Raw genomic sequence first — 26,042 nt, 5'->3', positions numbered from 1 at the left:
CGGGAAGGGCTGTGAAACTAGTCTTGAAACGGATCGGTCACAAGTATTGTGTCGTCCCGCTCGGGGCTGGTGGAGAGCAGCGCCACCGGGGCGCCGATCAGCTCCTCGATATGGCGGACATATTTGACGGCTTGCGCCGGCAAATCGTTCCAGCTTCTGGCGCCGGCCGTGGTTCCCTTCCAGCCTTCGAGCGTCTCGTAGATGGGCTCGACCCGCGCTTGCGCGCCCTGGCTGGCCGGCAGGTAATCGATCGTCTCGCCATCGAGCCTGTAGCCCGTGCAGACCTTGATCTCGTCCAGCCCGTCGAGCACGTCGAGCTTGGTGAGAGCGATACCCTTGATGCCGTTGACGGCGACGGCCTGGCGCACCAGCACGGCGTCGAACCAGCCGCAGCGGCGCTTGCGGCCGGTGACCACGCCGAACTCATGGCCGCGCGTGCCGAGGAACTCGCCGATCTCGTTCTTCTGCTCGGTCGGGAACGGTCCCTCGCCGACGCGCGTCGTGTAGGCCTTGGTGATGCCGAGCACATAACCGATGACGCCGGGGCCCACGCCCGAGCCGGCAGCCGCCTGCCCGGCCACGGTGTTGGACGAGGTGACGAAGGGATAGGTGCCGTGGTCGATGTCGAGCAGCGTGCCCTGCGCGCCCTCGAACAGGATGCGCTCGCCGGCGCGACGCTTGTCGTCGAGCACCTTCCAGACGCGGTCCATGTAGGGCAGGATCTCGGCGGCCACCGAGGTCAGCTCCTGCATGATCGCCTCATGCGTCGCTTCCGCATGGCCGAGCCCGCGGCGCAGCGCGTTGTGGTGCGTCAGCAGCCTGTCGACCTTCAAGGGAAGCGTTTCCAAATCCGCCAAATCCATCACCCGCACCGCGCGCCGTCCCACCTTGTCCTCATAGGCGGGGCCGATGCCGCGGCGGGTCGTGCCTATCTTGGTTCCGGAATTTGAGGCGGCGTCTTCGCGGAATCCGTCCAGCTCCCGGTGCAGCGACAGGATAAGCGCGGTGTTTTCGGCTATTTTCAGGCGCTCCGGCGTGACCTCCACGCCCTGCTCCTTGAGCTTCTTGGCTTCGGCGACGAAGGCATGCGGATCGAACACCACGCCATTGCCGATGATCGAAAGCTTGCCTTCCCGCACCACGCCCGAGGGCAGCAGCGACAGCTTGTAGACCTTGCCGTCGACGACCAGCGTATGGCCGGCATTGTGGCCGCCCTGGAAGCGCACGACCACATCGGCCCGTTCCGACAGCCAGTCGACGATCTTGCCCTTGCCTTCGTCGCCCCATTGCGAGCCGACGACCACCACATTGGCCATGTTCTTTTCCCTTGAAATGCCGCGCGGGCGGCCTGAAACGACAGGCCTCTATAGCGTCTAGCGCAGGCGGGCGCGACCCTTTCTTTGCCGCCGAAACCATCCTTGGAGCATGACCCCGAACCGAAGGTCAGCGAACCCAAAAAGCGGGAACCGGCTTTCGCAAGTGACCATGCCCCACACAGGAGTTGGATCAAAATGACGCCGCCGGCGAAACGTCAACCTGATCCAGGCACAACAAATTCCGGCTTTCGCATCATTTACTTGCCGCCGCCTCCACTCTAGGCCGGGCCGAACCCTCGAACACCGAGGCCGGAACCTTCATGCACCGAGCCGCCTATCTGTTCCTTCTGTCGACCATGCTCCTGTGGGGCGGCAATTCGGTGGCGGGCAAGCTTGCCGTCGGCCATGTCTCGCCGATGACGCTGGTGTTCCTGCGCTGGGTGATGGCGGTGCTGGTCCTGCTGCCCATCGGCTGGCGGACGCTGCGTGAGGATTGGCCCGAAGTGCGCAGGCACTGGAGGTTGCTTGCCGGCCTCGGCGCCTGCGGCTTCACCATCTTCAACGTCATCTTCTACACGGCGCTCAACTACACGACCGCCATCAACGTCTCGATCGAGCAGGCAGCCATCCCGATCGTCATCATCCTTGCCAATTTCGTGCTGTTCAGGCTGCGCGTGCAGCCTCTGCAGGTTGTCGGCGTCGTCCTCACCATCGTCGGCGTCGCGCTGACCGCCAGCCATGGCGACCTCGGCCAGCTCTTGAAGCTCGATCTCAACTTCGGCGACGCCATCATGCTTGTCGCGGTGCTTTGCTACAGCCTCTATTCGGTGGGGCTGCGCCTCAAGCCGGCAATCCGCTGGCAGAGTTTCATGCTGGCGCTGTCGATCGCCGCGCTGCTGATCTCCGTGCCCTTCTTCGTCTGGGAGGTCGCATCTGGCCGCGTCATCGTGCCGGATGCGCGTGGATGGGCGCTCACGCTCTATACGGCGCTTGGCGCCTCGGTCGTCTCGCAGGTCCTCTACATCAAGGGCAACGAATGGATCGGCGCCAACCGCGCCGGGCTGTTCATCAACCTGGTGCCGATCTTCGGCACGCTGCTTTCGGTGCTGATCGTCGGCGAGCAGTTTCAGGCCTATCAGGCTTTCGCGCTGGCGCTTGTCCTCGGCGGCATTGCGCTTGCCGAGTACAGCGGCAGCCGAGCAGCGCTGCAGGCAGGGTGATGTCTCAAATCATGCGCCAAGCAGCCGCCGGGTGACGGCCATATCATAAATTAGCGGCCCGCCTGCTGCTGCAGGCGGGGCATTTCATGTCGGACGATGGATGATCGGCTACTCGGCACCGACGTCGAAACGAAGACGCTTCGCCGAGTCGATCGACTTGTGCGCGCGCACCTGCTCCAGCACTTTTTCCGGAAAGGGCGCATCGAGATAGAGCAGCGCGATCGCATCGCCGCCCGGCCGGTTGCGGCCGAGTTGGAAGTTGGCGATGTTGACGCCGTTCTCGCCGCACACCGTGCCGAGCAGGCCGATGATGCCGGGCGCGTCGGCATTGGTGGTGTAGAGCATGTGCTGGCCGACCTCGGCGTCGAGATTGATGCCCTTGATCTGGATGAAGCGCGGCTTGCCGTCGGAGAAGCAGGTGCCGGCGATCGAGCGCGTCCTGTGCTCGGTCTTGACGGTGAGCTTGATATAGCCGTCGAACACGCCCGACTTGTCGCGCTTGACCTCGGCAACGATGATGCCGCGCTCCTTCACCATGATCGGCGCCGACACCATGTTGACGTCGGAGACCTGCGGCCGGATGAGGCCGGCAAGGGCGGCGCTCACCAGCGCGCGCGTGTTCATCGTCGCGGTCGAGCCGTCGAACAGGATCTCGACCTCCTTGATCGGATCCTCGGTGACCTGGCCGACAAAGGCGCCGAGCACTTCGGCGAGCTTGACGAAGGGTTTCAGCCGCGGCGCCTCCTCGGCGCTGATCGAAGGCATGTTGATGGCGTTGGAGACCGCGCCCTTGATCAGGTAGTCGCTCATCTGCTCGGCGACCTGCAGCGCGACATTTTCCTGCGCCTCGGTGGTCGAGGCGCCGAGATGCGGGGTCGCCACGACATTGTCCATGCCGAACAGCGCGTTCTGCTCGGCTGGCTCGACCTCGAACACGTCGATGCCGGCGCCCGCTACCTTGCCGCTCTTCAGCGCCGCGACCAGATCCGCCTCGACGACCAATCCGCCGCGGGCGCAGTTGATGATGCGCACGCCGTCCTTCATCTTGGCGATCGCAGCCGCATCGATGATGTTGCGCGTCTTGTCGGTCAGCGGCGTGTGCAAGGTGATGAAGTCGGCGCGGGCGAAGAGCTCGTCGAGCTCGACCTTCTGGACGCCGAGCTCCTCGGCGCGGCTGTCCGACAGGAACGGGTCGAAGGCGATCACATGCATCTTCAGGCCGACGCCGCGCGTGGCGACGATTGAGCCGATATTGCCGCAGCCGATCACGCCCAGCGTCTTGCTGGTGATCTCGACACCCATGAAGCGGTTCTTTTCCCACTTGCCGGAATGGGTCGAGGCATTGGCTTCCGGTATCTGTCGCGCCAGCGCGAAGATCATCGCCACCGCATGCTCGGCCGTGGTGATCGAATTGCCGAAGGGCGTGTTCATCACGATGATGCCCTTGCGGCTGGCGGCCGGGATGTCGACATTGTCGACGCCGATGCCGGCGCGTCCGACGACCTTGAGCCTGCCGGCGGCATTGATCAGTTTCTCGGTGACCTTGGTCGCCGAGCGGATGGCGAGGCCGTCATACTGGCCAATCACCTCGAGCAGCTTTTCCTTGTCCTTGCCGAGGTCGGGCAAGTAGTCGACGTCGATGCCGCGATCCTTGAAGATCTGCACGGCGGTGGTGGAAAGTTTATCCGAAACGAGAACGCGGGGCGCCATCACGGCCTCCTTGAAGGGGATTGGATGTGTCGGAAAATGGTGGCGGCCGGAGGCCGCCACGGATTTCAGGCCGCTGCCTTGAGCGATGCCTTCTGCGTGGCGAAAGCCCAGTCGAGCCAGGGCAGCAACGCTTCGAGATCGGCGGTCTCTACCGTGGCGCCGCACCAGATGCGCAGACCGGGCGGCGCGTCGCGGTAGGAGCCGATGTCGTAGGCGACGCCCTCCTTGTCGAGCGAAGACACGATACCCTTGGCGAAGGCCGCCTGCCCGTCCGCATCGAGCGCCGCCACTTGCGCGTCGGTGAACGAAAGGCACACGGACGTGTTCGAGCGCGTCGCCGGATCGACGGCGAGGTGGCCAAGCCACGCCGACTTGTCGGCGAACCGGTCGAGCACCGCGGCATTGGCGTCCGCGCGGGCAATCAGCGCCTCGAGCCCGCCGATCGACTTCGCCCAGTGGAGCGCGTCGAGATAATCCTCGACGCACAGCATCGACGGCGTGTTGATGGTCTCGCCCTTGAAGATGCCCTCGATCAGCTTGCCGCCGGAGGTCAAGCGGAAGATCTTCGGCAGCGGCCAGGCCGGCTTGTAGGTTTCGAGCCGCTCGACCGCGCGGGGCGACAGGATCAGCATGCCATGCGCGCCCTCGCCGCCCAGCACCTTCTGCCAGGAGAAGGTGACCACATCGAGCTTTTCGAAATCGAGCCGCTGCGCGAAGGCGGCCGAGGTGGCGTCGCAGATGGTCAGGCCCTTGCGGTTCGCGGGAATGAAATCGCCATTCGGCACGCGCACGCCCGAGGTCGTGCCGTTCCAGGTGAAGACGACGTCGCGGTCGAAGTCGATCTGGGTCAGGTCGGGCAGTTCGCCGTAGCCGGCCTCGAGCTTGCGCATGTCGGCGAGCTTGAGCTGCTTGACGACATCGGTCACCCAGCCGGAGCCGAAACTTTCCCAGGCGACCATGTCGACGCCGCGCTCGCCGAGCAGCGACCACAGCGCCATCTCGACCGCGCCGGTATCCGACGCCGGCACGATGCCGATGCGGTAGTCCGCGGGAACCTTGAGGATTTCGCGCGTCAGCTCGATCGCCTGCTCGAGCTTGCTCTTGCCGATCTTGGCGCGGTGAGAGCGCCCGAGCGCGGCAGCTTTGAGCGCCTCGACCGACCAGCCGGGGCGTTTTGCACAAGGACCTGAAGAGAAATTGGGGTTTGCCGGACGGAGTCCGGGCTTGGTAAGCGTCGTCATCGTGGTCTATCCTTCCAGATAGTGGCCCCTCGTTGGGGAGGGGTGGCCCACGGACGGCGATATGCGCTTAGACCTTCGGCGTCAAGAACAAAGTTTTTGTCGCTGTCAGGATATTCCCTTCGACTGATGCTCGATCCGAAACGAAAACGGCGGGGCCTTCAGGACCCGCCGTCGAAACCTCTGCGCCTACTCCGCTCACCAGAGATCGTAACGCAGCCCAAGCTTGATCTGATGGTTGCTGATGCCTTTGTGGACTGGGAAGGAATTCAGGCTTGCGGCCGTAACATATTCGGCATCGGGCGCGGAGAAATACTGATAGCCAAGATCGATCAGAACATTCTTCGAGACCTGGTAGGCAAGGCCGGCGTTCAATGTGTACGCCAAGGAATATTTCGTTTTGCTGCTGCGCTGAGAGAAGTCGTCGCTTGCGTCACCGTTGTCGGTGAAATAATCCGCCGAAAGACTGTATTTGCTTTGAACGATGCCGATACCTGCGCCAACATAGGGCGTGACGCCGACATATGTGCCAAGGTCGACATAGCCGTTCAATATGCCTGAGAAGGCATAGTTCTTGAGGCTTCCAGCTCCCACGGTCGCCGTTGCCGGCGCCACCACGGTGGCTGTGTCGTCATAGCTGAAGCTGGCTTTGTTGCCGGGCAGGTATCCGAGGTTGAGATCGGCGCGGAGGTAATCGTTGAAATGATACCCGAAGCCGACGCTCGCGAAATAGGCGTCCTCGCTCTCGCTGAAGCTTGCGCTGGCGATCGCTGACGGGAAGGTGAAATCCCCGTTTTTGAAGCTCTTCTGCGGCAGATAGGCGACATCGCCGCGCAGGTACCAGCCCGAGCCGACCTCGACCGGCTGGTAGTCCGGCGCCTGGTCGGCATAGACCGGCGGATCGTAGTCCGCCGCCAGCGCCGGCGTCATCGGCAACAGGATGGTTGCGGCAAGCGTCGACGCGATACGCGATCTGGATATCATGGTCCCCGGCTCCCGAAATTGGCGCCAACCGCGAACGCGGACGCCGTTTCAAGGAGCCATTGTTAACCATAGTGGTTAAGTGCGGGTTAAGGATAACAGCCGGTTACCGAATTGATTTTGATTGGATTTAAGCGGTCATAGGAAAGCGAAGGCCGCCCGGCTGGCGCCGGGCGGCTTTAAAATTCCAGGACTAGGAAGCGATTACTTGGTGTAGATCGGTTCCGGCGGAACGTAAGGCTCCGGCGGCGGAGCGCAGTCGGACTGGCCGCCGAACTGGTAGCGGAGACCGCCGCGCACTTCATGCACGTTGATGCCACGATCGTAACCAGGGCCGACATTGCTGTCCGAAGCGTATTCGAACATCTTGCCGCCATTGATATGGCTGTAGCGGTAGCCGACGTCCAGCTTGACGCGTTCCGTCAGGCAGTAGGACGCACCGGCCATAAGGGCATAGGCGAAGCGCCAACCCTTGCCGCCGCGATGGAAAAAGTCGCCATCGTCGTCGCTGTTGTGAAGCGTATCCCACTTGACCCAGGCGCCGCCGATGCCGGCGCCGACATAGGGCGTGATACCATGCCAGGTGCCGATATCGATATAGGCATTGGCCAGAAGCAGCAGCGCCGAATAGGAGGACGTGTCGACGGAAGTACAGGGCACGCCGCCGCCGCAGAAGCCGACGGTCGAGCCGCGGAAGTTCGACTTGCTCATCCAGTCCGCAGTGAGATCGGTGCGGAAATACTGGTTCACCTGATAGCCGATACCGGCGCCCGCAGATAAGGCACCCTTGAGGGAGCCCGTGGCGAAGCTGCCTTGAGTCTGGGGCGCGGCCCCGTAAGTGATGTAGTCAGCGCCGCCGAAGCGGGACCAATGATAGTCGATGTCGCCGCGGATGTACCAGCCGCCGACATCGATCGGCTGCTGTTCGACGACCGGCGGCGGCGCCTCTTCGATTTGCGGTTCGGGGAGGTCGGCCGCGAAGAGCGGTCCGGCCAAACCCGCGAACAGCGCGGCAAGCAATGCCATTCTTGCTGTTTTGAACATTCTGTCACCCCTAAGAAGCCTCGGGACGACATCGCCCGAAGATGATTGACCTCGGGTGTGGATAATGAATTGCAAAGGTTAAAAGCCGTTTAACCGTACCGATTAACCACGAATCTATACAATTTTAGAGGGAATGCCGTTGTCCGAACGGCCCGCCCGGCGACGAAAAAGCCCGCCTGGCGGCGGGCTTGTGGATCTAGAGGAACTACGGAACCGGGGTTCAGGCGGCGCTGCGGGTTTCCTGCAGGATGCCGACAATGTCGTTGACGACCGCTTCGACCAGCTGCGGATCGTCGCCCTCGGCCATGACGCGGATGAGCGGCTCGGTGCCAGAGGGCCGGATGACGAGGCGGCCGGACGTGCCGAGCCGGTTGCGCCCTTCCTCGATCGCCGCCTTGACCGGCGCTTCCTCCAGCGGCTTGCCGCCCGAGATGCGGACATTCTTCAGCAGCTGCGGCACCGGCTCGAACTTCTTCGACAGCTCGCTGACCGGGCGGTTCTGCCGCTTGATGCAGGCCAGCACCTGCAGCGCCGAGACGAGGCCGTCGCCGGTGGTCGAGAAATCGGAAAGCACGATGTGGCCCGACTGCTCGCCGCCGACATTCAAGCCGTGCGCGCGCATATGCTCGACCACGTAGCGGTCGCCGACCTTGGTCCGGTGCAGCTGCAGCTTCATGTCGCCGAGGAAGCGTTCCAGGCCGAGATTGGACATCACGGTGGAGACGACGCCGCCGCCGGCCAACCTTCCGCTCTGGTGCCAGGATTCGGCGATCAGCGCCATGATCTGGTCGCCGTCGACGATCGCGCCGTTCTCGTCGACGATGACGACGCGGTCGGCGTCGCCGTCCAGCGCGATGCCGATGTCGGCGCGCACCTCGTGCACCTTCTTCTGCAGGCCGGCCGGATGGGTCGAGCCGCATTCCTTGTTGATGTTGAAGCCGTTCGGCTCGACATTGATCGCCACCACCTCGGCGCCGAGTTCCCACAGCGCCTCGGGCGCCACCTTGTAGGCTGCGCCGTTCGCGCAGTCGACGACGATCCTCAGGCCCGAAAGCGACATCGAGCGCGGCAGCGTGCGCTTGGCGAATTCGATATAGCGGTCATGCACGCCGTCGACGCGCTTGGCCCGGCCGAGCCCGTCGGAATCGGCGAGCGCCAGCTCGATGTCCTTGTCGAGCATGCCTTCGATGCGCTCCTCGATCTCGTCGGAGAGCTTGTACCCGTCGGGACCGAAGAGCTTGATGCCGTTGTCGTAGTAGGGATTGTGCGAGGCCGAGATCATCACGCCGATGTCGGCGCGCAATGAGCGCACCAGCATCGCGACCGCGGGCGTCGGTATGGGACCGAGCAGGAAGACGTCCATGCCGGCGGCGCACAGGCCTGCCACCATCGCGTTCTCGATCATGTAGCCGGAAAGCCGCGTGTCTTTGCCGAGCACGACGCGGTGACGATGATTGCCGCGCTGGAAGGAGAGCCCGGCGGCCATGCCGACGCGCATGGCGACCTCGGCCGTCATCGGAAATTTGTTGGCGCGTCCGCGGATACCGTCGGTGCCGAAATACTGACCTGCCATGTGCCTTACAGTCCCCGTCGGTTCTTCAGCCGCCCGTATTGCCACAATTGGGGCCGCATCCGATCATCAAATTTCGTGATTATATATTACCAATCCTTAGAAAAACATTGTCGCGGGCGGCGCAAGTGATTCGGCAGCCTATCACCACCTTTGACTTGGCGGCGCTACACCTGCCCGTGCGAGGCTCTTCGGCGCCCTATCCACCGGCAAAGCTTGACTGGCGGCGAACCGGCAAGCAATTCATCACCTTATCGGGAGCAACACACTTTGTGACGGCCCCCATGCCGGAAGCATCTGGCGCAACCGGACATTGAGAGTTATTGATTTGGCATAGGGACACTTATTGGCGGCAGCAAGGGAGAAAACGCCATGCTTATTCATAGACTTGCAGCTTTGACGGGTATCGCCGTCGCAACCTTGTTCCTGGCGGCGCCGGCCAACGCGCTGACCATGGCCGAGTGCAGCACCAAGTATAACGCGGCCAAGGATGCGGGAACGCTCGCTGGCCAGACCTGGAACCAGTACCGCAAGGCGCAGTGCGGCAGCGACGCTTCCGCCGCCACCGACACTAAGGCGGCGACAGACGCCAAGGCGGCGACCGATACGAAGGCCGCCGACACCAAGCCCGCCAAGAAGACGAAGGCGGCCGCCGCCGCTACCGACGACGCCGCCAAGGGCCTGAGCTCCAAGGAATGCAGCGCCAAATACCAGGCTGCGAAATCCGCCGGCACGCTGAACGGCATGAAGTGGAACGACTTCCGCAAGGCCGAGTGCGGCGCCGGCGCAACCGCCGCGGCGGCAACCGCGCCCGCCAAGACGGCCAAGACCTCGACCGCGGCTGCCGACGGCGGCAACGGCCTGAGCATGGCCGAATGCAGCACCAAGTACCAGGCTGCGAAAACGGCGAACACGCTCAAGGGCATGAAGTGGAACGACTTCCGCAAGGCCGAGTGCGGCGCCAGCGCCGACGATGACGACACCGTGCCAGCTCCGACGGAAGCCACCTACACCAACGAGCCGGCGAAGCCGTCCGTCGCCGCGCCGAAGGGCGTCAGCTTCCCGAAAGCGATTTCGCCGAAATTCGCCACCGAGACCCCAGCCAAGGGCCGCATGCACACCTGCCTCGAGCAGTACTACGCCAATAAGGATGCCAACACGCTGAACGGCCTGAAGTGGATCCAGAAGGGCGGCGGCTTCTACAGCCTGTGCAATGCCAAGCTGAAGAGCTGATCGCTTAGTCTCTTCCCGAGAAAGGCCCGCGCATCGCAAGATGCGCGGGCCTTTTTTGTTGGGTGGCTCACAAAGGTCATACACACGCTACGAGGAGGCTCGCCGTCGGCTACGCATCCAATCTCCCCTTTGTGGAGGAGATGTCCGGCAGAGGGGGCGAAGGATCGCTACTTTGCGGTCGTCATTCTAAAGCGCGTCGCGCTGAAGCGGATTCAGGCGACGCGCTTTAAGGCGTTGCAACGGTTGAGAATTTTGCTTCGATGCGCCCTTCGGCTGCGGTCACGGCAAGCCGGTCAGACCCGAGGATGACGAAGAGAGGCCGGCGGGACAGCGCCCCTCTCTGCCCTGCCGGGCATCTCCCCCACAAGGGGGGAGATTGGCTGTCGCGCCGGGTTTCGCCAATCACCAGCCGCGCCAGCTAAACCTTTGGCGCTCCCAAAACGAAAACGCCGCGGTTTGATCCGCGGCGTTTGTTTGTATCGTCTACCGAACCTCAGCCCTGCGGCTGCGGTTCCATGCCGCCTTCGGGCTCGGGGCCCTTCTTGCGGCGGCCGCCGGTGCCGGCCTTCGGCACGGCCGAGCCGCGGCTGGGCGGAGTGTCGTCGCCGAGGTCGCGGGCGGGCTTGTTGCCGGCGATCAGCTGCTTGATCTCGTCGCCCGACAGCGTCTCGTATTCGAGCAGCCCTTCGGCGAGCGCGATCCATTCCTTCTTCTTCTTGGTCAGGATGGTCTTCGCGGTCGAATAGGCGTCGTCGATCAGCCGGCGCACTTCGGCGTCGATGATCTGGGCGGTCTCTTCCGAGATGTTTTGCGTGCGCGCCACCGAATGGCCGAGGAAGACCTCTTCCTGGTTGTCGCCATAGGCGACGTGGCCGAGCTTGTCGGAGAAGCCCCAGCGCGTGACCATGGCGCGTGCCAGCTTGGTCGCCTGCTCGATGTCGGAGGAGGCGCCGGAGGTGATGTTCTCCTTGCCGAACTTGAATTCCTCGGCGACGCGGCCGCCCATCATGATGGCGAGCCGCGAGACCATGTATTTGTAGCTCATCGAATAGCGGTCGCCTTCCGGCAGCTGCATGACCATGCCGAGCGCGCGGCCACGCGGGATGATCGTCGCCTTGTGCAGCGGATCGGCGGACGGCACGTTGAGCGCCAGGATCGCGTGGCCGGCCTCGTGATAGGCGGTGAGCTCCTTCTCGGCCTGCGTCATGGCCGACGAGCGGCGCTCGGCGCCCATCATGATCTTGTCCTTGGCGTCCTCGAACTCGGCCATGGTGACGAGCCGCTTGTTGCGGCGCGCCGCCATCAGCGCGGATTCGTTGACGAGGTTCATCAGATCGGCGCCGGAAAAGCCCGGCGTGCCGCGCGCAACCACCTTGAGGTCGACATTGGGCGCCAGCGGCACGTTGCGGACATGCACCTTGAGGATCTTCTCGCGTCCGACGATGTCGGGGTTCGGCACCACGACCTGGCGGTCGAAGCGGCCGGGCCTCAGCAGCGCCGGGTCGAGCACGTCGGGCCGGTTGGTGGCGGCGATAAGGATGATGCTTTCGTTGGATTCGAAACCGTCCATCTCGACCAGCAGCTGGTTCAGCGTCTGCTCGCGCTCGTCATTGCCGCCGCCGAGGCCGGCGCCGCGATGGCGGCCGACGGCATCGATTTCGTCGATGAAGATGATGCAGGGCGCGTTCTTCTTGGCCTGGTCGAACATGTCGCGCACACGCGATGCGCCAACGCCGACGAACATCTCGACGAAGTCCGAGCCGGAAATGGTGAAGAACGGCACGTTGGCTTCGCCGGCGACGGAGCGGGCGAGCAGCGTCTTGCCGGTGCCGGGCGGGCCGACCAAGAGCACGCCGCGCGGGATCTTGCCGCCGAGGCGCTGGAACTTCTGCGGATCGCGCAGGAATTCGACGATCTCTTCGAGGTCTTCCTTGGCCTCGTCGACGCCGGCGACGTCCTGGAAGGTGACGCGGCCATGCGCCTCGGTCAAAAGCTTGGCCTTCGACTTGCCGAAGCCCATGGCGCGGCCTGAGCCTGATTGCATCTGGCGCATGAAGAATATCCATACGCCGAGGATCAGGATCATCGGCAGCCACGAGATCAGATAGCCGAACAGCGAGTTGGAGCCGTCGGTTTCGGGCTTGGCGGTGATGGTGACGTTCTTGTCCTGCAGCCTGGAGACCAGCGACGGGTCGCCGGGCGAGTAGGTCTGGAAGCCATTGGCGTTGTCCGTGTAGTTGCCGAAGATGCGGGCGCCGGCGATGGTCACGCTCTTGACCCGGCCGGACGCGACATCCTGCAGGAACTGCGAATAGGCGATATCCGTCGTGGCACCGCGCGTCTGGGGCGTCTGGAAAAGATTGAACAGGGCGATGAGCAGGACCGCTATGATCGCCCAGAGCGCGAGGTTGCGATAATTCGGATTCATCTATTGTCCCGTTGGGGTCCCGCGTACGGACCCGCGATGATGGAGAAGCTTGGGCCTAACATAGGGAGAGCGCCTCCCCTTGCCAAGCAGAACAGCACGTATCGGTTAAGCTTTCGCCCACCCTCGGCCGCCATCATGGCCGTGGAATGGCGGCGCCGGCGGCGGCAGCGCGCCGACAAGGGCCGCGGCGGCGGCTGCGGGCGCGAGATCGAAGGACGGCAGGAAGCGGGCGAAAGGGGCTACCACTGGGACCATCGAGATCGCCCGCGGGCCGGCATCCCCGCCAGTGAAATCAAGGCGTTCGTCTCCGGACCACAGCGCGGGCTCCGCGGCAAGCGCGGCGCGCGAAAGGCTTGGTGGGATATCCTCGCTCAAAGGCGCTTTCCTGGCAGCGGCGGACCCCAGCGGCGCGATCACCAAGCCGTCCGGCCCGTCTTTCAAAGTGATGCGTCGCCGGTTGTCCCAAAGCTGGTTATCCGACGGCGGCAGGGCAGCGGGCAGGTTGCGGTTCTCGCGGCGCAGGAAAATGCCGGTTCGGCGCGCGTCGACCACCGTCCGCGACAATGTGGCGCAAAGCGGAGCCGACCGCAGGCGGAAAAGCAGCGCGGCGCAGCGCGCCTCGTCGGCGAGGAACGACATGCCGCCGACAGCGGCCAACAGGATGCGCAGCGCATAGAGGGCGGCTTGGCCATCCTCATGCTCGGTAAACTCGCGGTCGAGGCGGATGAGGCCCGGAACCGGCCTGTCGGCAAACGCGTCGATGAGCACGGCGGCGCGGCGGCCGATGTCGTGGCGCTCGAGAGCCGCCTGCCGCGACCGTGCCAACGCTTCCGCGATCCGCCGTTCGCCATCACCCCGCCCGAGCTTTGCCCGCACGCGCGGCCGCTCGAACCGGGTATCGACATTGGTAGGGTCCTCGATCCAGCCGATGTCGCGAGCCCGCAGCATCTCGCGCAACACCCCGCGCCTGGTGCCTAGCAGCGGCCGGACGATCCATGTCCGCCAGTCGTGCAGCGTGGCGGGCGCCATGCCGGCAAGGCCCCGGCCTTCCTCGTCGCGGGCCTGCCGCATCAGCACCGTCTCGGCCTGGTCGTCGGCGGTATGGCCGGTCAGGATCAGCTTGATGCCTTCGGCGCCGGCCGCTTCGGCAAGCAGCCTGTAGCGCGCCTCGCGCGCGGCGGCCGGCAGACCGGTCGCCGGCTTGTCGCCGCGCCAGGGAAGAATGCGATGCGCGATGCCGCGCTCGGCGTAGAAACGGGCAACCTGCCGCGCCTCGACGGCCGAGCCTGGCCTTAGGCCATGATCGACGGTCACCGCGAGCAGCCTGGCGGCCGATGCGGTCCGATCGAAGTAATCCTTGAGGAGAATAAGCAGGGCGGTCGAGTCGCTGCCGCCGGACACGGCCGCAACGGCGCCGGTCGAAAAGTCTAGGTCGAAGAAAAGGTGGTCTGAAAGGTCAGTTTTGGTATCGGGCGTCAGCACGCCGCCAGCGCCTTTTCCTGCTTGATGCGTTCCTTGAGCGCGCCGGAAACGTCGGGATAGCGCTTGCCGATCTCGCTGAAGGTGGCGCAGGCCACGTCTCTCTGCTTCAGGCCGACCAGCGAAACGCCGAGCTTGAGCAGCATGTCGGGCGCCTTCTTGGCCTTCGGGTATTCCTTGCTGGCGGCGAGGAATATCTCGGCCGCGTCACGGTATTTCTGCTGGCCGAGCAGCGACTCGCCCAGCCAGTAATGCGCATCCGCCGCCTTGGCGTCCTTGGGGAAGCGTGAAATATGATCGCGAAAACCCTGCTCGGCGGTCGGGTAATCGCCCGACAGGATGAACTGGTAGGAGTTGCGGTAGAGCTCGTCGGGATCGTTGGTCGACGGCAGCGCGGCAACTTGCGTGTCGCCGGCCTTGTTCTTCTTGGCCGGCGTCTCGGCGGAAGGAGCGCTTGCGGTGGCCGCCGGGGCTTCCGCCGGCGCGCCGGCCTGCGGGCCGGTCTCGGCATTGACCACGTTGCCGTTCTTGTCGACGGTGATGGTGCCGAAATTCTTCGGCGGCGCGCCGGTGATCAGCTTGCCGGGATCGCCGGTCTGCGATTCCACGATGACGTCGCCGACGCTTTTGCCGCCGCTGTCTTGCCCGCCGGTGTCGGCCGGCGCCTGCGTCGCCGGAGCCTGGGCGACGCTGTTGTCGGTTCCGGCGTCGCCGGTGCCGGATTGACCGGTGCCCGCATCGCCGAGATTGGTGTTGCCATCGTTGCTGTCCCCGCCCTGGGGCGCGGCTTCCGATTTCTTCTGCCCGGCCGGCTTGGCGCCTCCTTGCGAACCGCCTTCGAGCTGCTGGAAACGGAACTCATTGTCTTCCTGCTGCTTGCGCATCTGTTCCTGCATCTGCAGGATCTGGAAATTGAGCTCCTCGATCTTGCCGTTCATCTGGCGAAGCTGGTCCTCCAGGCCAGTCATGCCAGCGCCGCCATCCTGCTGCGCGATCTGCGCCTGTTCCGGCTTCTTCTTGTCGCCGAAGATGCCAAGCGTCGGCAGATGGAAGGTGAACCCGCTGTCGGAGGCCCGCCCGGCACTGTCGGCCGAGGCGGCAAGGCTTGGGAGGCTTGATACGAGCAGCAGCGCAAGCGTGCCGCTCAGGACCGTTCTGAAATGCATTCTGTCTCTCGCGGTGGGTGTTGGCCTGATGCGCCTTTCCAAATCAAACAGTGGGAGAAAGCGCCCTCGCGCTCATAGCAGGACGCGAGACTTCGGCCAAATTTTGTTTCAATCCGTTGCAAATGAAAAAGGCGGCCCTGAGGCCGCCTTTCATTTTGGGATGTTGTATTTTTGTCGCCTGGGACGCCTGGCGCCCTTGGCGAAAATCGATCAGGAGCCGGCGCCGGAAAGCGTGGTGACGGCGCGGCGGTTCTGCGACCAGCAGGAGATGTCGTCGCAGACCGCGACCGGACGCTCCTTGCCGTAGGAGATCGTCTTCAAGCGGCCGGCGGAGACGCCCTTGGAGACCAGGAAGTCGCGCGTGGCGGCGGCGCGGCGGGCGCCCAGCGCCAGATTGTACTCACGCGTGCCGCGCTCGTCGGCATGGCCTTCGATGACGATCGCGTACTGGCGGTACTGGTTGAGCCACTGCGCCTGGCGGGCCAGCGTGGTCTGCGCATCGGCGCGGATCGACGAGGAATCGGTATCGAAGAAGATGCGGTCGCCGATGTTGACGGTGAAGTCCTGCGCCGAACCCGGCGTAGCGGCACCGGCACCGTTGAGGCCGAGATCGGCCGCGCTGTTCGGGGTCTTCTTCGAGGCGCAACCGGTAATGGCGAGAGCCGCCACCAGCGCGATCATGGCCGGGTTTCGGGTAAGTGCTGCGATACGGCCCATGCCGCCTCTCCTTCGCATTCGAGTGATTTCGTTGATCACCCAGTAACCACGTTTGGGTTAACCGGCATTCAAGAAACACGGTTAATGTTTGGTTTCGAGCCGCCGTCCGCGACCGCTTGGCCCCACGCTTTCCAAGGGGCGACATTGCGCGCGGACCCTAGGCGGAAATGCGGCCAAAACATGAAAAAAGAGGGAATTGGGGAACTGGAGAATTGAAGAACTGGAGAAACAGGTCACTTCAGCGACCCTCTGAGATTCACCAGCATTCCGTAGATCTGGTTGTAGGATCGCAGCCACTCGTCAAACTGGGCCTTCGAAATGTGCCCGAGGTCGAAGACGTAGGAGATCCATGTCTCGACTTCGCTGGCGCGTCCAACGTAGCGTTCCTGCTTCTTCAGTTCTCCAGTTCCCCCGCCCCTCACTCCAAAAGCGGCGACCACGCCGGGTCCGACGCATAGTTCGCGGTCGGAATCTGCTGTTCGTTGCGGCCGGTGAGATCGACCGAGACCAGCTTGGGACCGCCGGCGGTGTCGCGGAAGAACATCAGCACGCGACCATTCGGCGCCCAGGTCGGACCCTCCTGCTGGAAGCCGGAGGACAGGATGCGCTCGCCCGAGCCGTCGGTCTTCATGACGCCGATCTGGAACTCGCCGCCGCTCTGCTTGGTGAAGGCGATGAGGTCGCCGCGCGGCGACCAGACGGGCGTCGAATAGACGCCGTCGCCGAATGAGATGCGGTGCGGATTGGAGCCGTCCGCGCCCATGACGTAAATCTGCGAACGGCCGCTGCCGCCGCCGCGGTCGGAGGTGAAGACGATCTGCGAGCCGTCCGGCGAATAGGAAGGAGAAGTGTCGATCGCGGTCGAATCGGTGAGCCGCGTCGTCGAACGGCTCCTCAGATCCATGGCGAAGATGTTGGAATTGCCGTCATCGCGCAGCAGGCTCATGATCACCTTCTGGCCGTCGGGCGAAAAGCGCGGCGCGAACGTCATGCCGGGGAAGTTGCCCACCAGCTCGCGCTGTCCGGTTTCGATCTGCAGCAGATAGACCTTCGGCTGCCCGCTTTCATAGGACATGTAGGTGATTTCCTGCCGGTTCGGCGAGAAGCGCGGCGTCAGAACGATCGCGCGGCCGTCCGACAGATAGCGTACATTGGCGCCGTCCTGGTCCATGATGGCGAGCCGCTTCTTGCGGGCGTTCTTGGCGCCGGACTCGTCGACGAAGACGACGCGGGTGTCGAAATAACCCTTTTCGCCGGTGATCTTCTCATAGATCGCATCGGCGATGATGTGCGCGACACGGCGTTGGTTGGCGTCGTTGGCGAAAAACTGCTCGCCGGCCAACTGCTGGTTGCCGAAAATATCCCACAGCCGGTACTGGGCGCGAATGCGGCCATCCGCCTCCTTGCTCACGCTGCCGGTCACCAGCGCCTGCGCATTGATGACCTTCCAGTCGTCGAAACGAGGCTGGGCATCCGGATTCGTGATCTTTTCGACAAAGGCGGCCTTGTCGATCGGCGCGAACAGTCCTGACCGCTTCAGGTCGGCTGCGACGATCTCCGATATCTGCGGTCCAAGCCCTCCCTGAAAGTCAGGGATGGCGATCGGCATCGGCTCGACATTGCCTTTGTTGACGTTGAGCTCGAGGGTTGCTCGGGCAGGCAAGGTGACCGCAGCATTTATGCCCATCGCCATCGCGGCGACCATCAGGAGCGGCTTGAGGATGGATTGCATGTCTTCTCGCTTCTCTTGCTGATTCTCGGACGCTCAGGCTAAAGACCGAGCATCGCTCTCGGGTCGAAGTTGACGCGAACGTCGGACCATATGTCCTGCTTCCCGGCGGGAACCTGCAGTCCGGCGACGTCGCATTTCTGCACGGCGCGAACCGCGCTGGCGTCGAACTGAGGGTTGCCGCTGGACTTCTCAACGGTCGGGCGGCCCTCCAGCTTGCCGGAGGCATTCAGGTTGAAACGGATGACCACGGTGAAGTTCTCGGAACCTTCGAGGCCCACCGGAAGGGTCCAGCAACCACCGAGTTGATCCTCCAACGCCCCCTGCTCCGACTTGGAGAGCTTCTGGCCCTGGTCCTTTTCGCCGCCGAGCGAGGCCTGCTGGGTCGAGCGCTTGGCGCCGCCGCCGGATGGCTTCTGCTTATCGAGCAGGGCCGTTATTTCGTCGGCGTTGAACTGCTTCTCGTCTGACTTCGGCTTCGAGGAAGCCTCCTTGACCGGCTTTTCCGCATCCTTGCGATCCGGCGCCTTGGCGCTCTCGGCCTGGGCCGGCTGCGGTTTCGGCCGCGCTTCCGGCGCCGGCGCCGAATCCGGAAGCTTTGCCTCTTCCGTCGGCTGATCCTGCGAGATCGCCTCGGCGACGGCGTCGGGCTTGACCTCTTCCTTTTGGATGGCCGCGGTCTTGTCCGGCTGCGGCGCGGGCGTCGGTTCCTTGGCCGGTGTCGGCTTCGGCTCCGTCTGCTTGACCGGCTCCGGCTTGACTTCTTCCTTCGGGGTCGGCGTCGGGGCTACCTCGGTCGCCGGGGTCGGCTTCGGCTTCTCCTGCGGCTTCGGCACGTCCTCGACCGCTGGCTTCTCGGTCGGCGTCGGCGCGGGCGGCGGCGCCGCTGTCTTCTCGACCGGCTTCGGCTTGGCTTCGTCCGTCACCGGCTTGTCGGTATCGACGGTGTTCTCGCCGACCTTCCGGGCGTCGGGCACGACATCGGGACGCTTGGTCGGCAGCGGCGCCGGCTTGTCATGCATGACCGCCTTCTTGTCGCCCTGCAGCGTCTGTGCCACGGCTTCCATCGGCACGATGTCGACCGCCACCGACTCCACGTCGCTGGCAGGCATGGCCGGCGGCGACGACAGCGTGAACAGCCCGAAGGCCAGCGCCACCGCATGCAATATCACCGAAGAGGTGAGGCCGGTCCGCATTTGGCGTCTACTGATCCTGTTCCTGCAGCGACACCAGGCCGATATTCTTGTAGCCGGCCGCCGAAATGCGAGCCATGACCTTCATCGCCGTGCCATAGTCGGTCGACTTGTCACCGCGGATGAAGATGCGCTCGTCATAGCCGGTCTTGGAAATCGCCTGCAGCTTGGCCACCAGTTCCTCGATCGGAATCTCGGTCTCCTGCAGGAAAATCTTGCCCGCGGCGTCGATCGAAACGGTGATCGGCTGGGTGTCGACATTCATCGCCTTGGCCTGCGTGTCCGGCAGGTCGATCGGAACCCCGACGGTGAGCAGCGGCGCCGCGACCATGAAGATGATCAACAGCACCAGCATCACGTCGACCATCGGCGTGACGTTGATTTCGGATATCAGGGCATGGTGACGGCCACGCCGCCTATGGCCGCGCCCGCCTCGCCCCATGCCACCTGCGCCTGCAGACATCCCCATGATCGTTCCTCAGGTCTTCTGCGCTACTTTTTCATCGATTTGGCGCGAGAGTATGGCGGAGAACTCGTCCGCGAACCCTTCCATGCGCACGCCGAGTTTGTTCGCGTCCGATGACAGCTTGTTGTAGGCGATGACCGCGGGAATGGCCGCGAGCAGGCCGATCGCGGTCGCCAGCAGAGCCTCGGCGATACCCGGCGCCACCACCGAGAGGCTGGTGTTCTTCGAGGCGGCGATCGCCTGGAACGACGTCATGATGCCGATGACGGTGCCGAACAGCCCGATGAAGGGTGCGGCCGAGCCGGTGGTGGCGAGGAAGCCGAGGCGACCCTCCAGCTTCTCCATTTCACGCGTCAGCGCCAGGTCCATCGCCTTGTCGATGCGGGTCTGCAGCGCCAGCGCCGATTTCGCGCCCTTTTCGAAACTCTTCTTCCATTCGCGCATGGCGGCGACGAAGATCGCGCCCATGCCGGTGGTCTTGCGGTCGGCCAGCGTCCGATAGAGTTCTTCAAGCGATTGCCCGGACCAGAAGATCTGCTCGAAGCGGTTCAATGCCAACTTCATCCGGCCATAGGCGACGAGCTTGTCGATGATGATGGCCCAGGTCCAGATCGAGGCGCAGAGCAGGCCGATCATGACCAGCTTGACCACCCAGCCGGCCTGCATGAACAGCGCCCAGATCGATAAATGCGCTGCCGGATCGGCGAGTGCGATGTTTTCCATGACTTAAGTCCTTAAGATTATCCGGGCATCGCTGGCGGCTGGCCCATGGCATCCCTTTGGTCCGATCGCGCGAAGCGTGAAGCTTGCGGGCTACGCCCCGAATGCACCGTTTCGCGGCCTTTTCGAGGCAAATATTGGTGAAAGGAAGGCGCACGAATTGCGCCAATCTTCGCCAATTCCTTCATGAACCGTTATGGTTAAGGATGGGTTAGGACGTAAGGCGCGGCGCATTGCCGCGCATGGCTGCAGCCGTCCGGCCACAGGAGCCGTCTGGTTATCGGCTTCGAGATTGTGCCGGCAACCGAAGGGTCAGGCCTTGGCCCTTGGCATAAAGGCGGCGACCCACTCCTTCGGGAAACGCTTTGGCCGGCCGCTTTCGCCGACGATCGCCGCTTCGACCCTGGCCTCGACCAGCACATCGCCGCCGCGCTTCAATTGCTGGCCCATGAAGATGCGGGCGCCGGAAATGTCGTCGGTGCGCGTGTCGATGGTCAGGATATCGTCCATGCGCGCCGGCGAACGGAAGTCGATCTCCATGCGCCGTACCACCCAGACGATGCGCTCGCCATGCTTGCCGTCCAGGAGTTCGGTGTGGTGGACGCCGGTCAGCCGCAGATAGTCGGAGCGGCCGCGTTCGAGGAATTCGAGATAGCGCGCATGATAGACGACGCCGGAGAAATCGGTGTCGGCATAGTAGACTCGGGCCATCAGCCGATGGCCGAAATCCGTCAGCGCGCCGGAAAGCCCGGCACTCAGCGCCGCCGATTCACCATGATCGTCCATCGCGCTTTCCTTTTCAGGCCCGAACAGGCACCTAAAGCCCTCGGACTTCAGGCACTTTTCTATGCGTATCGTTATCCCAAAACCGCTGCACACTTTTGGGCGACACGCACTGTTTTCGCGCGGAAACGGGATGGCATTGTTGGGCACGATGATCAAGACCTTGATGGCGGCGCTGCTTGCGTTTGCCGCTTTGGGGTTGCCCGCCGGAGCGGCGACGTTCTCGATGAAACGCGGCCTCAATCTCGACCAGTGGGTGACCTGGCCGACCGAGGACAGATGGGGCGACCGCCAGGCCATCCTGCCCTATCCGGAGTGGCGCAAATTCCTCAACGAGGACGACCTCAAGGCACTCAAGGATGCAGGCTTCGACTTCCTGCGCATGCCGGTCGATCCCGCGCCCTTTCTCTCGGACCAGACCGCGGCCCTGCGCGACGACCTCTATGGCAGCGTGCTGGACTCGGCGCGCATGGTCAACCGCGCCGGCCTCAAGGTGATCGTCGACCTGCATCTGATCCCCGCCGGCGGCAATCGCAAGATCGGCATGAGCGAGGTCATGCACGATCCGGCCGTCTTCGATGCCTATACCGAGCTGGTGCGCAAGATGGCGCGGACGCTGGCCAAGGAGGATCCGAAGCTTGTCGCGCTGGAATTGATGAACGAGCCTCTGGTCGATTGCGACGCGAGCGGCACCAATCTTTGGTCCGACCTGCAGAAGCGCTTGTTCGCCGCCGCGCGCGCCGCCGCCACCAAGCTCACGCTGGTGTTGGGCGGCGGCTGCTATTCGAACGCGGAGTCGCTGGCCAGAATCGATCCCAGGACGATCGCCGATGACAACGTCATCTGGACCTTCCACTCCTACGATCCGTTTCTTCTGACGCATCAGGGCGCAAGCTGGGCCGGCGACTTCATCCCCTATGTCACCGGCCTGCCTTACCCGCTGACGGCCGTTCCGAAGGCGCAGCTGGACATGGCGCTGGACACGATCCGCGACCGGATCAAGGCCGAGGCGCCTTGGGCGCGGCGGAGCGGCCTGCTCGCCTATCTCGACGAGCAGGTGGCGACGATGGACAGCCCCGAAAAGCTGCTTGGCCTGATGGATGCGCCGTTCGCGACGGTCGACGCCTGGGCGAAGGCAAACGGCGTCAAGCCGCGGGATATCACGCTCGGCGAATTCGGCATGATCCGCCAGGAATACGGCAACGGCTTCGTCATGCCGGCCGCCTACCGCGCGGCCTATGTGCGCGACATGATCGCCCGCGCCGAGGCGCACGGCTTTTCCTGGTCGGTGTGGAGCTATGGCGGCGCCTTCGGCGTCATTGACGCGTTCGACGGCGAGAAGGCGGACCCGGACGTGATGAACGCCATCCGAGCGCTTCGGTAAGCTGGGCTAAAGCGCGTCGCGCTGAAGCGGATTCAGGCGACGCGCTTTAAGCCTTTGTTTTCATGCATACCGCTGCACACTTTTGCGCGACATGCATTAGCCGAGATCGATCTGCAGGATCTCCGGCCGCACTCCGAAACGTATCGGCGCGACGCTGAAGCCCAGTCCGCCCGAGACAATCAGGTTGCGATCGTTCTCGACGACGTGGCCGTAGGCGTAACGGTTGCCGTAGGCGGAAGGCACCACCGGGGAATAGCCGAACAGCCGCACCTGTCCGCCATGCGTGTGACCGGACAGCGTCAGCGAAACCCTCCCGGGCACTTTCGGAAAAATATCCGGCTCATGCGCGAGCAGGATGATGGGAGCAGTATCGCCAACCTTGGCCAGCGTGCCGGGAAGGTCGTCGAGACCGGTGAGCCCCCTGCGGCCCTTGGCCTTGTCCGGCAACAGGGCGATCTGGTCGGCCAGGCCGGCGATCCAGAAGCCCTGCCCGTCCTTTTCCAGGCGTACGACGTCGTTCTCCAGCACCGGAATGCCGACGGCCTCCAGCGCCTTTCGCGAAATCGTCGGCCCTGCACCGGCCGCTTGCGCCGAGCGATCATCCCACCAGTCGTGATTGCCGAGGATAGACCACACGCCGAGCGGCGCCTTGAGCCCTGCCAGCGCGGGCGCCCATTCCGACGCGTTTACCCAGCCGGTCACCAGCCGGGTCCCGGCGGGATAGTCGCCAAGCATGACGATGACGTCCGGCTGCAGCGCATTGGCCTCCTCGGCAAGTGCTGCTATCCGTTCCGGCGTCATCCACGGCCGGCAGGCATGGATGTCGGCCAGCACCACGACGCGCAACTTGAGTCCGGCCGGCCAGTGCGGCGGCGTCAGCGTGTAGCGCTTCACATGGGTCAGCAGCATCGGCTCGATGCCGACGGCATAAGCGCCAAGCGACACCAGGCTGAAGGCCGAGCCGCCGACAAGGCGCAGGAAACCACGTCTGGTGATCATGGATCGGCCCAAGCCCCTTGGGATTCTATCAGGAAGCTGCCTTAAAGGGGGCAATTACGCCCTCAGCTAGGCCGAGGCGAGCAGATTCTGCGCAGACGGGCCGTTACGCGGCCAAACGGCGAACAAATATGCGTTACTCTTCCTGGAACAGGCTGATCTGCTGCTGGGCGATATCCTTCGGCGGGTCGAGCCCGAGATGGCGCCAGGCATTGGCGGTCAGAACGCGGCCGCGCGGCGTGCGCTGGATAAAGCCCTGCTGGATCAGATAGGGCTCGATGATGTCCTCGATCGCGTCGCGCGGCTCGGAGAGCCCGGCCGCGATCGTCTCGATGCCGACCGGCCCGCCGCCGAAATTGCGCGCGATCATCGACAGATAGCGGCGGTCGAGCGCGTCGAGGCCGAGCGCGTCGACCTCCAGCCTTGTCAGCGCCTCGTCGGCGATCTTCCTGTCGACGTGGCCGTCCCCCGCGACGCTGGCGAAATCGCGCACCCGGCGCAGCAGCCGGCCGGCGATGCGCGGCGTGCCGCGCGCGCGGCGCGCGATCTCCAGCGCGCCATCGTCGCCAAGCGGCATCGACAGGATGCGGGCGCCGCGCCGCACGATCTGCTCCAGCTCCTCGACCGTATAGAAATTGAGCCGGACGGGAATGCCGAAACGATCGCGCAGCGGATTGGTCAGGAGCCCAAGCCGGGTCGTCGCCGCGACCAGCGTGAAACGGGCAAGGTCGATCTTGACCGAGCGCGCCGCCGGCCCCTCGCCGATGATGAGATCGAGCTGGAAATCCTCCATGGCTGGATAGAGGATTTCCTCGACCGCCGGATTGAGCCGATGGATCTCGTCGATGAACAGCACGTCGCGCTCCTCCAGATTGGTGAGCAGCGCCGCCAGATCGCCCGCCTTGGCGATCACCGGACCCGAGGTCGAGCGGAAATTGACGCCGAGCTCGCGCGCCATGATCTGCGCCAGGGTCGTCTTGCCGAGCCCCGGCGGACCGACGAACAGCACATGGTCGAGCGCCTCGCCGCGGCCCTTGGCGGCATCGATGAAGACCTTGAGATTGGCGCGCACTGCCGCCTGGCCGACGAACTCGTCGAGCGACTGCGGCCGCAAGGTCTGGTCGGCATCCTCACCGCGCTTGTCGGGGGCAATGAGGCGGGGCGAAAGGCTCATGCCGCCTTCCTTGCATAGGACCGACAACGGAACAAGCGCCGCCTCACCGCGCCAGTTCCTTAAGGCCGAAGCGGATCAGCTTGGACGCATCCGCGCCCTCGCCAGCCGATTTCAGCGCTGCCGCAACCGCGTTCGCCGCGATGTCGCGCGAATAGCCGAGATTGACCAGCGCCGAGACAGCGTCGGTGATCGGTGCCGCCGCGACGCCTTCGCCGAGCTCCTGCTTGAGGCCGATCGTGCCGCTGGCCGCGCCCGCATAGGCAGGCGCCTTGGTGCGCAATTCGGTGACGATGCGCTCCGCCACCTTCTTGCCGACGCCTGGCGCTCTGGAGACCATGGCGATGTCGCGCAGCGCGATCGCATTGGCGAGCTCGGCCGGCGCCAGCGTCGACAGCACCGCCAGCGCCACCTTGGCGCCGACGCCCTGCACATTGTTCATCAAAAGCCGGAACCACTCGCGCTCCAGCGCCGACTGAAAGCCGTAGAGCCGGATCATGTCCTCGCGCACATAGGTCTCGATGAACAGCACCACCGCCTCGCCGGGCGACGGCAGCGACGCCAGCGTGCGCGCCGAGCAATGCGCGACATAGCCGACGCCGTGCACGTCGACGAGGCAGGAGTCCTCGTCGATCTCGTCCAGCGTGCCTTTCAGCTTGCCGATCATGATTGTCCCCTCACGCCAGCGCTGCCATCCGGTAGGCGACGCTTTGGCGGTGATGCGCATGGCAGATGGCGATGGCCAAAGCGTCGGCAGCGTCGTCGGTGTCGAAGATCGCCTTCGGCATCAGCACCTTGACCATCATATGGATTTGCTTCTTCTCGCCGTGGCCGACGCCGATAACCGCCTTCTTGACCGCATTGGGGGCATATTCGGCGACCACCAGTCCGGCACGCGCCGGCACCAGCATGGCGATACCGCGCGCCTGGCCGAGCTTCAGCGTCGCCGTGGCATCCTTGTTGACGAACGTCTGCTCGACCGCTGCCTCATGCGGCATGGCTTGATGCAGCACCTCGGCCAAACCGTCATGCAGCTGGCAGAGCCTTGTCGCCAACGACTCCTTTTCGTCGGACCGCACCGTGCCGGACGCGACGAAGCGCAGCGAATTGCCCACGCTGTCGACAATACCCCAACCGGTGCGCCTCAGCCCCGGATCGATGCCGATGATGCGAATCGCTTCCCCCATGCGCCAAGTCTAGCCGTGGCGGCAAGCGATGCCAGCAAAATGTGAACAAACCAGAAACAATTGCGATCTTAAGAACGCATTCGAAATCCCATCAAGCTGGCGTTCACAGGCTGGCAGGCCCGAAATCCCGGACCTAATGCGTGTCGCGCAAAAGTGTGCAGCGGTTCTGCGATAACGACATGCATGAAAACAAAGCCTTAAAAGCGCGTCGCCTGAATCCGCTTCAGCGCGACGCGCTTTAAGGTTTGTTGATATTCAGGATTCCCATCTTGGCTTGGTCGTGATTCAAGCTTTTGATGGAACGATTCGTG

22 protein-coding genes are annotated in these 26,042 nt (G+C 64.0%); 3 read left to right on the top strand and 19 right to left on the bottom strand.

Features of this window, described 5'->3' with window-relative positions; genetic code table 11:
• Nucleotides 1–17: 17 nt before the first annotated feature.
• The gene (locus FJ418_RS30040; protein WP_140645843.1) at nt 18–1,316 is read right to left on the bottom strand and encodes an adenylosuccinate synthase; all 1,299 of its coding nucleotides are present in this window, start codon (nt 1,314–1,316) and stop codon (nt 18–20) included.
• Between the two features lie 320 nt (nt 1,317–1,636).
• Between FJ418_RS30040 and FJ418_RS30035 the strand changes: the two genes are divergently transcribed.
• A complete protein-coding gene (locus FJ418_RS30035) occupies nt 1,637–2,536 on the top strand; it encodes a DMT family transporter (RefSeq protein WP_140871833.1) in 900 nt (299 codons plus the stop codon).
• 108 nt (nt 2,537–2,644) lie between these two features.
• Here the strand turns inward: FJ418_RS30035 and serA are convergent, their stop codons facing one another.
• The 5 genes from serA to glmM form a co-directional block, all read right to left on the bottom strand.
• Nucleotides 2,645–4,246, bottom strand: a complete 1,602-nt coding sequence (gene serA / locus FJ418_RS30030) for a phosphoglycerate dehydrogenase (protein ID WP_140871831.1) — start codon at nt 4,244–4,246, stop codon at nt 2,645–2,647.
• 65 nt (nt 4,247–4,311) lie between these two features.
• Nucleotides 4,312–5,487 carry a phosphoserine transaminase gene (locus tag FJ418_RS30025; RefSeq protein WP_140871829.1) on the bottom strand — a complete coding sequence of 392 codons (1,176 nt, stop codon included), beginning with the start codon at nt 5,485–5,487 and terminating at the stop codon, nt 4,312–4,314.
• A gap of 195 nt (nt 5,488–5,682) precedes the next feature.
• Nucleotides 5,683–6,468, bottom strand: coding sequence for an outer membrane protein (locus FJ418_RS30020; RefSeq protein ID WP_140858948.1), 786 nt, complete (start codon nt 6,466–6,468; stop codon nt 5,683–5,685).
• A 201-nt stretch (nt 6,469–6,669) separates the two neighbouring features.
• Nucleotides 6,670–7,509, bottom strand: coding sequence for an outer membrane protein (locus tag FJ418_RS30015; RefSeq protein WP_140858947.1), 840 nt, complete (start codon nt 7,507–7,509; stop codon nt 6,670–6,672).
• A 220-nt stretch (nt 7,510–7,729) separates the two neighbouring features.
• On the bottom strand, nt 7,730–9,082 hold the full coding sequence (gene glmM, locus FJ418_RS30010) for a phosphoglucosamine mutase (RefSeq protein ID WP_140654936.1): 1,353 nt from the start codon (nt 9,080–9,082) through the stop codon (nt 7,730–7,732).
• A 369-nt stretch (nt 9,083–9,451) separates the two neighbouring features.
• Between glmM and FJ418_RS30005 the strand changes: the two genes are divergently transcribed.
• Nucleotides 9,452–10,312 carry a hypothetical protein gene (locus FJ418_RS30005; protein ID WP_140871827.1) on the top strand — a complete coding sequence of 287 codons (861 nt, stop codon included), beginning with the start codon at nt 9,452–9,454 and terminating at the stop codon, nt 10,310–10,312.
• A gap of 493 nt (nt 10,313–10,805) precedes the next feature.
• Here the strand turns inward: FJ418_RS30005 and ftsH are convergent, their stop codons facing one another.
• The 9 genes from ftsH to ybgC all read right to left on the bottom strand — a co-directional run bounded on the left by ftsH (nt 10,806) and on the right by ybgC (nt 20,996).
• Nucleotides 10,806–12,740, bottom strand: coding sequence for an ATP-dependent zinc metalloprotease FtsH (gene ftsH, locus FJ418_RS30000; RefSeq protein WP_140645850.1), 1,935 nt, complete (start codon nt 12,738–12,740; stop codon nt 10,806–10,808).
• A 105-nt stretch (nt 12,741–12,845) separates the two neighbouring features.
• Entirely contained in the window at nt 12,846–14,222 is a 1,377-nt protein-coding gene (gene tilS, locus FJ418_RS29995) for a tRNA lysidine(34) synthetase TilS (RefSeq protein WP_246683273.1), read from the bottom strand.
• Entirely contained in the window at nt 14,216–15,385 is a 1,170-nt protein-coding gene (ybgF, locus tag FJ418_RS29990; protein ID WP_140871825.1) for a tol-pal system protein YbgF, read from the bottom strand. The genes tilS and ybgF overlap by 7 nt, the downstream gene beginning before the upstream one ends.
• 210 nt (nt 15,386–15,595) lie before the next feature.
• Entirely contained in the window at nt 15,596–16,102 is a 507-nt protein-coding gene (gene pal / locus FJ418_RS29985; RefSeq protein WP_126080754.1) for a peptidoglycan-associated lipoprotein Pal, read from the bottom strand.
• Between the two features lie 418 nt (nt 16,103–16,520).
• Complete coding sequence (tolB, locus tag FJ418_RS29975) at nt 16,521–17,807, bottom strand: Tol-Pal system beta propeller repeat protein TolB (RefSeq protein WP_226892221.1); 1,287 nt, start codon at nt 17,805–17,807, stop codon at nt 16,521–16,523.
• A 65-nt stretch (nt 17,808–17,872) separates the two neighbouring features.
• Complete coding sequence (locus tag FJ418_RS29970) at nt 17,873–19,027, bottom strand: TonB family protein (RefSeq protein WP_140871821.1); 1,155 nt, start codon at nt 19,025–19,027, stop codon at nt 17,873–17,875.
• A gap of 7 nt (nt 19,028–19,034) precedes the next feature.
• Nucleotides 19,035–19,493, bottom strand: coding sequence for a protein TolR (gene tolR, locus FJ418_RS29965; RefSeq protein WP_140645854.1), 459 nt, complete (start codon nt 19,491–19,493; stop codon nt 19,035–19,037).
• Nucleotides 19,494–19,502: 9 nt separating this feature from the next.
• A complete protein-coding gene (gene tolQ / locus FJ418_RS29960) occupies nt 19,503–20,213 on the bottom strand; it encodes a protein TolQ (RefSeq protein WP_140645855.1) in 711 nt (236 codons plus the stop codon).
• A gap of 309 nt (nt 20,214–20,522) precedes the next feature.
• The gene (gene ybgC / locus FJ418_RS29955) at nt 20,523–20,996 is read right to left on the bottom strand and encodes a tol-pal system-associated acyl-CoA thioesterase (protein WP_140871819.1); all 474 of its coding nucleotides are present in this window, start codon (nt 20,994–20,996) and stop codon (nt 20,523–20,525) included.
• A gap of 130 nt (nt 20,997–21,126) precedes the next feature.
• Between ybgC and FJ418_RS29950 the strand changes: the two genes are divergently transcribed.
• Nucleotides 21,127–22,377 (top strand): cellulase family glycosylhydrolase, encoded by a 1,251-nt coding sequence (locus tag FJ418_RS29950; protein WP_140871817.1) that lies wholly within the window; start codon nt 21,127–21,129, stop codon nt 22,375–22,377.
• A 96-nt stretch (nt 22,378–22,473) separates the two neighbouring features.
• Here the strand turns inward: FJ418_RS29950 and FJ418_RS29945 are convergent, their stop codons facing one another.
• From FJ418_RS29945 to ruvC, 4 genes are all read right to left on the bottom strand, one after another.
• The gene (locus FJ418_RS29945; protein WP_140871815.1) at nt 22,474–23,376 is read right to left on the bottom strand and encodes a metallophosphoesterase; all 903 of its coding nucleotides are present in this window, start codon (nt 23,374–23,376) and stop codon (nt 22,474–22,476) included.
• 133 nt (nt 23,377–23,509) lie between these two features.
• The gene (gene ruvB, locus FJ418_RS29940) at nt 23,510–24,547 is read right to left on the bottom strand and encodes a Holliday junction branch migration DNA helicase RuvB (protein WP_140832940.1); all 1,038 of its coding nucleotides are present in this window, start codon (nt 24,545–24,547) and stop codon (nt 23,510–23,512) included.
• 43 nt (nt 24,548–24,590) lie between these two features.
• Nucleotides 24,591–25,211 (bottom strand): Holliday junction branch migration protein RuvA, encoded by a 621-nt coding sequence (gene ruvA, locus FJ418_RS29935; protein ID WP_140654908.1) that lies wholly within the window; start codon nt 25,209–25,211, stop codon nt 24,591–24,593.
• A gap of 10 nt (nt 25,212–25,221) precedes the next feature.
• A complete protein-coding gene (gene ruvC / locus FJ418_RS29930; RefSeq protein WP_140858940.1) occupies nt 25,222–25,731 on the bottom strand; it encodes a crossover junction endodeoxyribonuclease RuvC in 510 nt (169 codons plus the stop codon).
• Nucleotides 25,732–26,042: the final 311 nt, after the last annotated feature.

The sequence above is a fragment of the Mesorhizobium sp. B2-8-3 genome, assembly GCF_006440815.1.
GTDB lineage: Bacteria > Pseudomonadota > Alphaproteobacteria > Rhizobiales > Rhizobiaceae > Mesorhizobium.
This window is presented reverse-complemented; position numbering and strand designations above follow the sequence as displayed.

Excerpts from the sequence above, each read along its gene's own strand:
- FJ418_RS30040 (WP_140645843.1), bottom strand. The coding sequence starts at position 1,316 with ATGGCCAATGTGGTGGTCGTCGGCTCGCAATGGGGCGACGAAGGCAAG.
- FJ418_RS30035 (WP_140871833.1), top strand. The coding sequence starts at position 1,637 with ATGCACCGAGCCGCCTATCTGTTCCTTCTGTCGACCATGCTCCTGTGG.
- serA (WP_140871831.1), bottom strand. The coding sequence starts at position 4,246 with ATGGCGCCCCGCGTTCTCGTTTCGGATAAACTTTCCACCACCGCCGTG.
- FJ418_RS30025 (WP_140871829.1), bottom strand. The coding sequence starts at position 5,487 with ATGACGACGCTTACCAAGCCCGGACTCCGTCCGGCAAACCCCAATTTC.
- FJ418_RS30020 (WP_140858948.1), bottom strand. The coding sequence starts at position 6,468 with ATGATATCCAGATCGCGTATCGCGTCGACGCTTGCCGCAACCATCCTG.
- FJ418_RS30015 (WP_140858947.1), bottom strand. The coding sequence starts at position 7,509 with ATGTTCAAAACAGCAAGAATGGCATTGCTTGCCGCGCTGTTCGCGGGT.
- glmM (WP_140654936.1), bottom strand. The coding sequence starts at position 9,082 with ATGGCAGGTCAGTATTTCGGCACCGACGGTATCCGCGGACGCGCCAAC.
- FJ418_RS30005 (WP_140871827.1), top strand. The coding sequence starts at position 9,452 with ATGCTTATTCATAGACTTGCAGCTTTGACGGGTATCGCCGTCGCAACC.
- ftsH (WP_140645850.1), bottom strand. The coding sequence starts at position 12,740 with ATGAATCCGAATTATCGCAACCTCGCGCTCTGGGCGATCATAGCGGTC.
- ybgF (WP_140871825.1), bottom strand. The coding sequence starts at position 15,385 with ATGCATTTCAGAACGGTCCTGAGCGGCACGCTTGCGCTGCTGCTCGTA.
- pal (WP_126080754.1), bottom strand. The coding sequence starts at position 16,102 with ATGGGCCGTATCGCAGCACTTACCCGAAACCCGGCCATGATCGCGCTG.
- tolB (WP_226892221.1), bottom strand. The coding sequence starts at position 17,807 with ATGGTCGCCGCGATGGCGATGGGCATAAATGCTGCGGTCACCTTGCCT.
- FJ418_RS29970 (WP_140871821.1), bottom strand. The coding sequence starts at position 19,027 with ATGCGGACCGGCCTCACCTCTTCGGTGATATTGCATGCGGTGGCGCTG.
- tolR (WP_140645854.1), bottom strand. The coding sequence starts at position 19,493 with ATGGGGATGTCTGCAGGCGCAGGTGGCATGGGGCGAGGCGGGCGCGGC.
- tolQ (WP_140645855.1), bottom strand. The coding sequence starts at position 20,213 with ATGGAAAACATCGCACTCGCCGATCCGGCAGCGCATTTATCGATCTGG.
- ybgC (WP_140871819.1), bottom strand. The coding sequence starts at position 20,996 with ATGGACGATCATGGTGAATCGGCGGCGCTGAGTGCCGGGCTTTCCGGC.
- FJ418_RS29950 (WP_140871817.1), top strand. The coding sequence starts at position 21,127 with ATGGCATTGTTGGGCACGATGATCAAGACCTTGATGGCGGCGCTGCTT.
- FJ418_RS29945 (WP_140871815.1), bottom strand. The coding sequence starts at position 23,376 with ATGATCACCAGACGTGGTTTCCTGCGCCTTGTCGGCGGCTCGGCCTTC.
- ruvB (WP_140832940.1), bottom strand. The coding sequence starts at position 24,547 with ATGAGCCTTTCGCCCCGCCTCATTGCCCCCGACAAGCGCGGTGAGGAT.
- ruvA (WP_140654908.1), bottom strand. The coding sequence starts at position 25,211 with ATGATCGGCAAGCTGAAAGGCACGCTGGACGAGATCGACGAGGACTCC.
- ruvC (WP_140858940.1), bottom strand. The coding sequence starts at position 25,731 with ATGGGGGAAGCGATTCGCATCATCGGCATCGATCCGGGGCTGAGGCGC.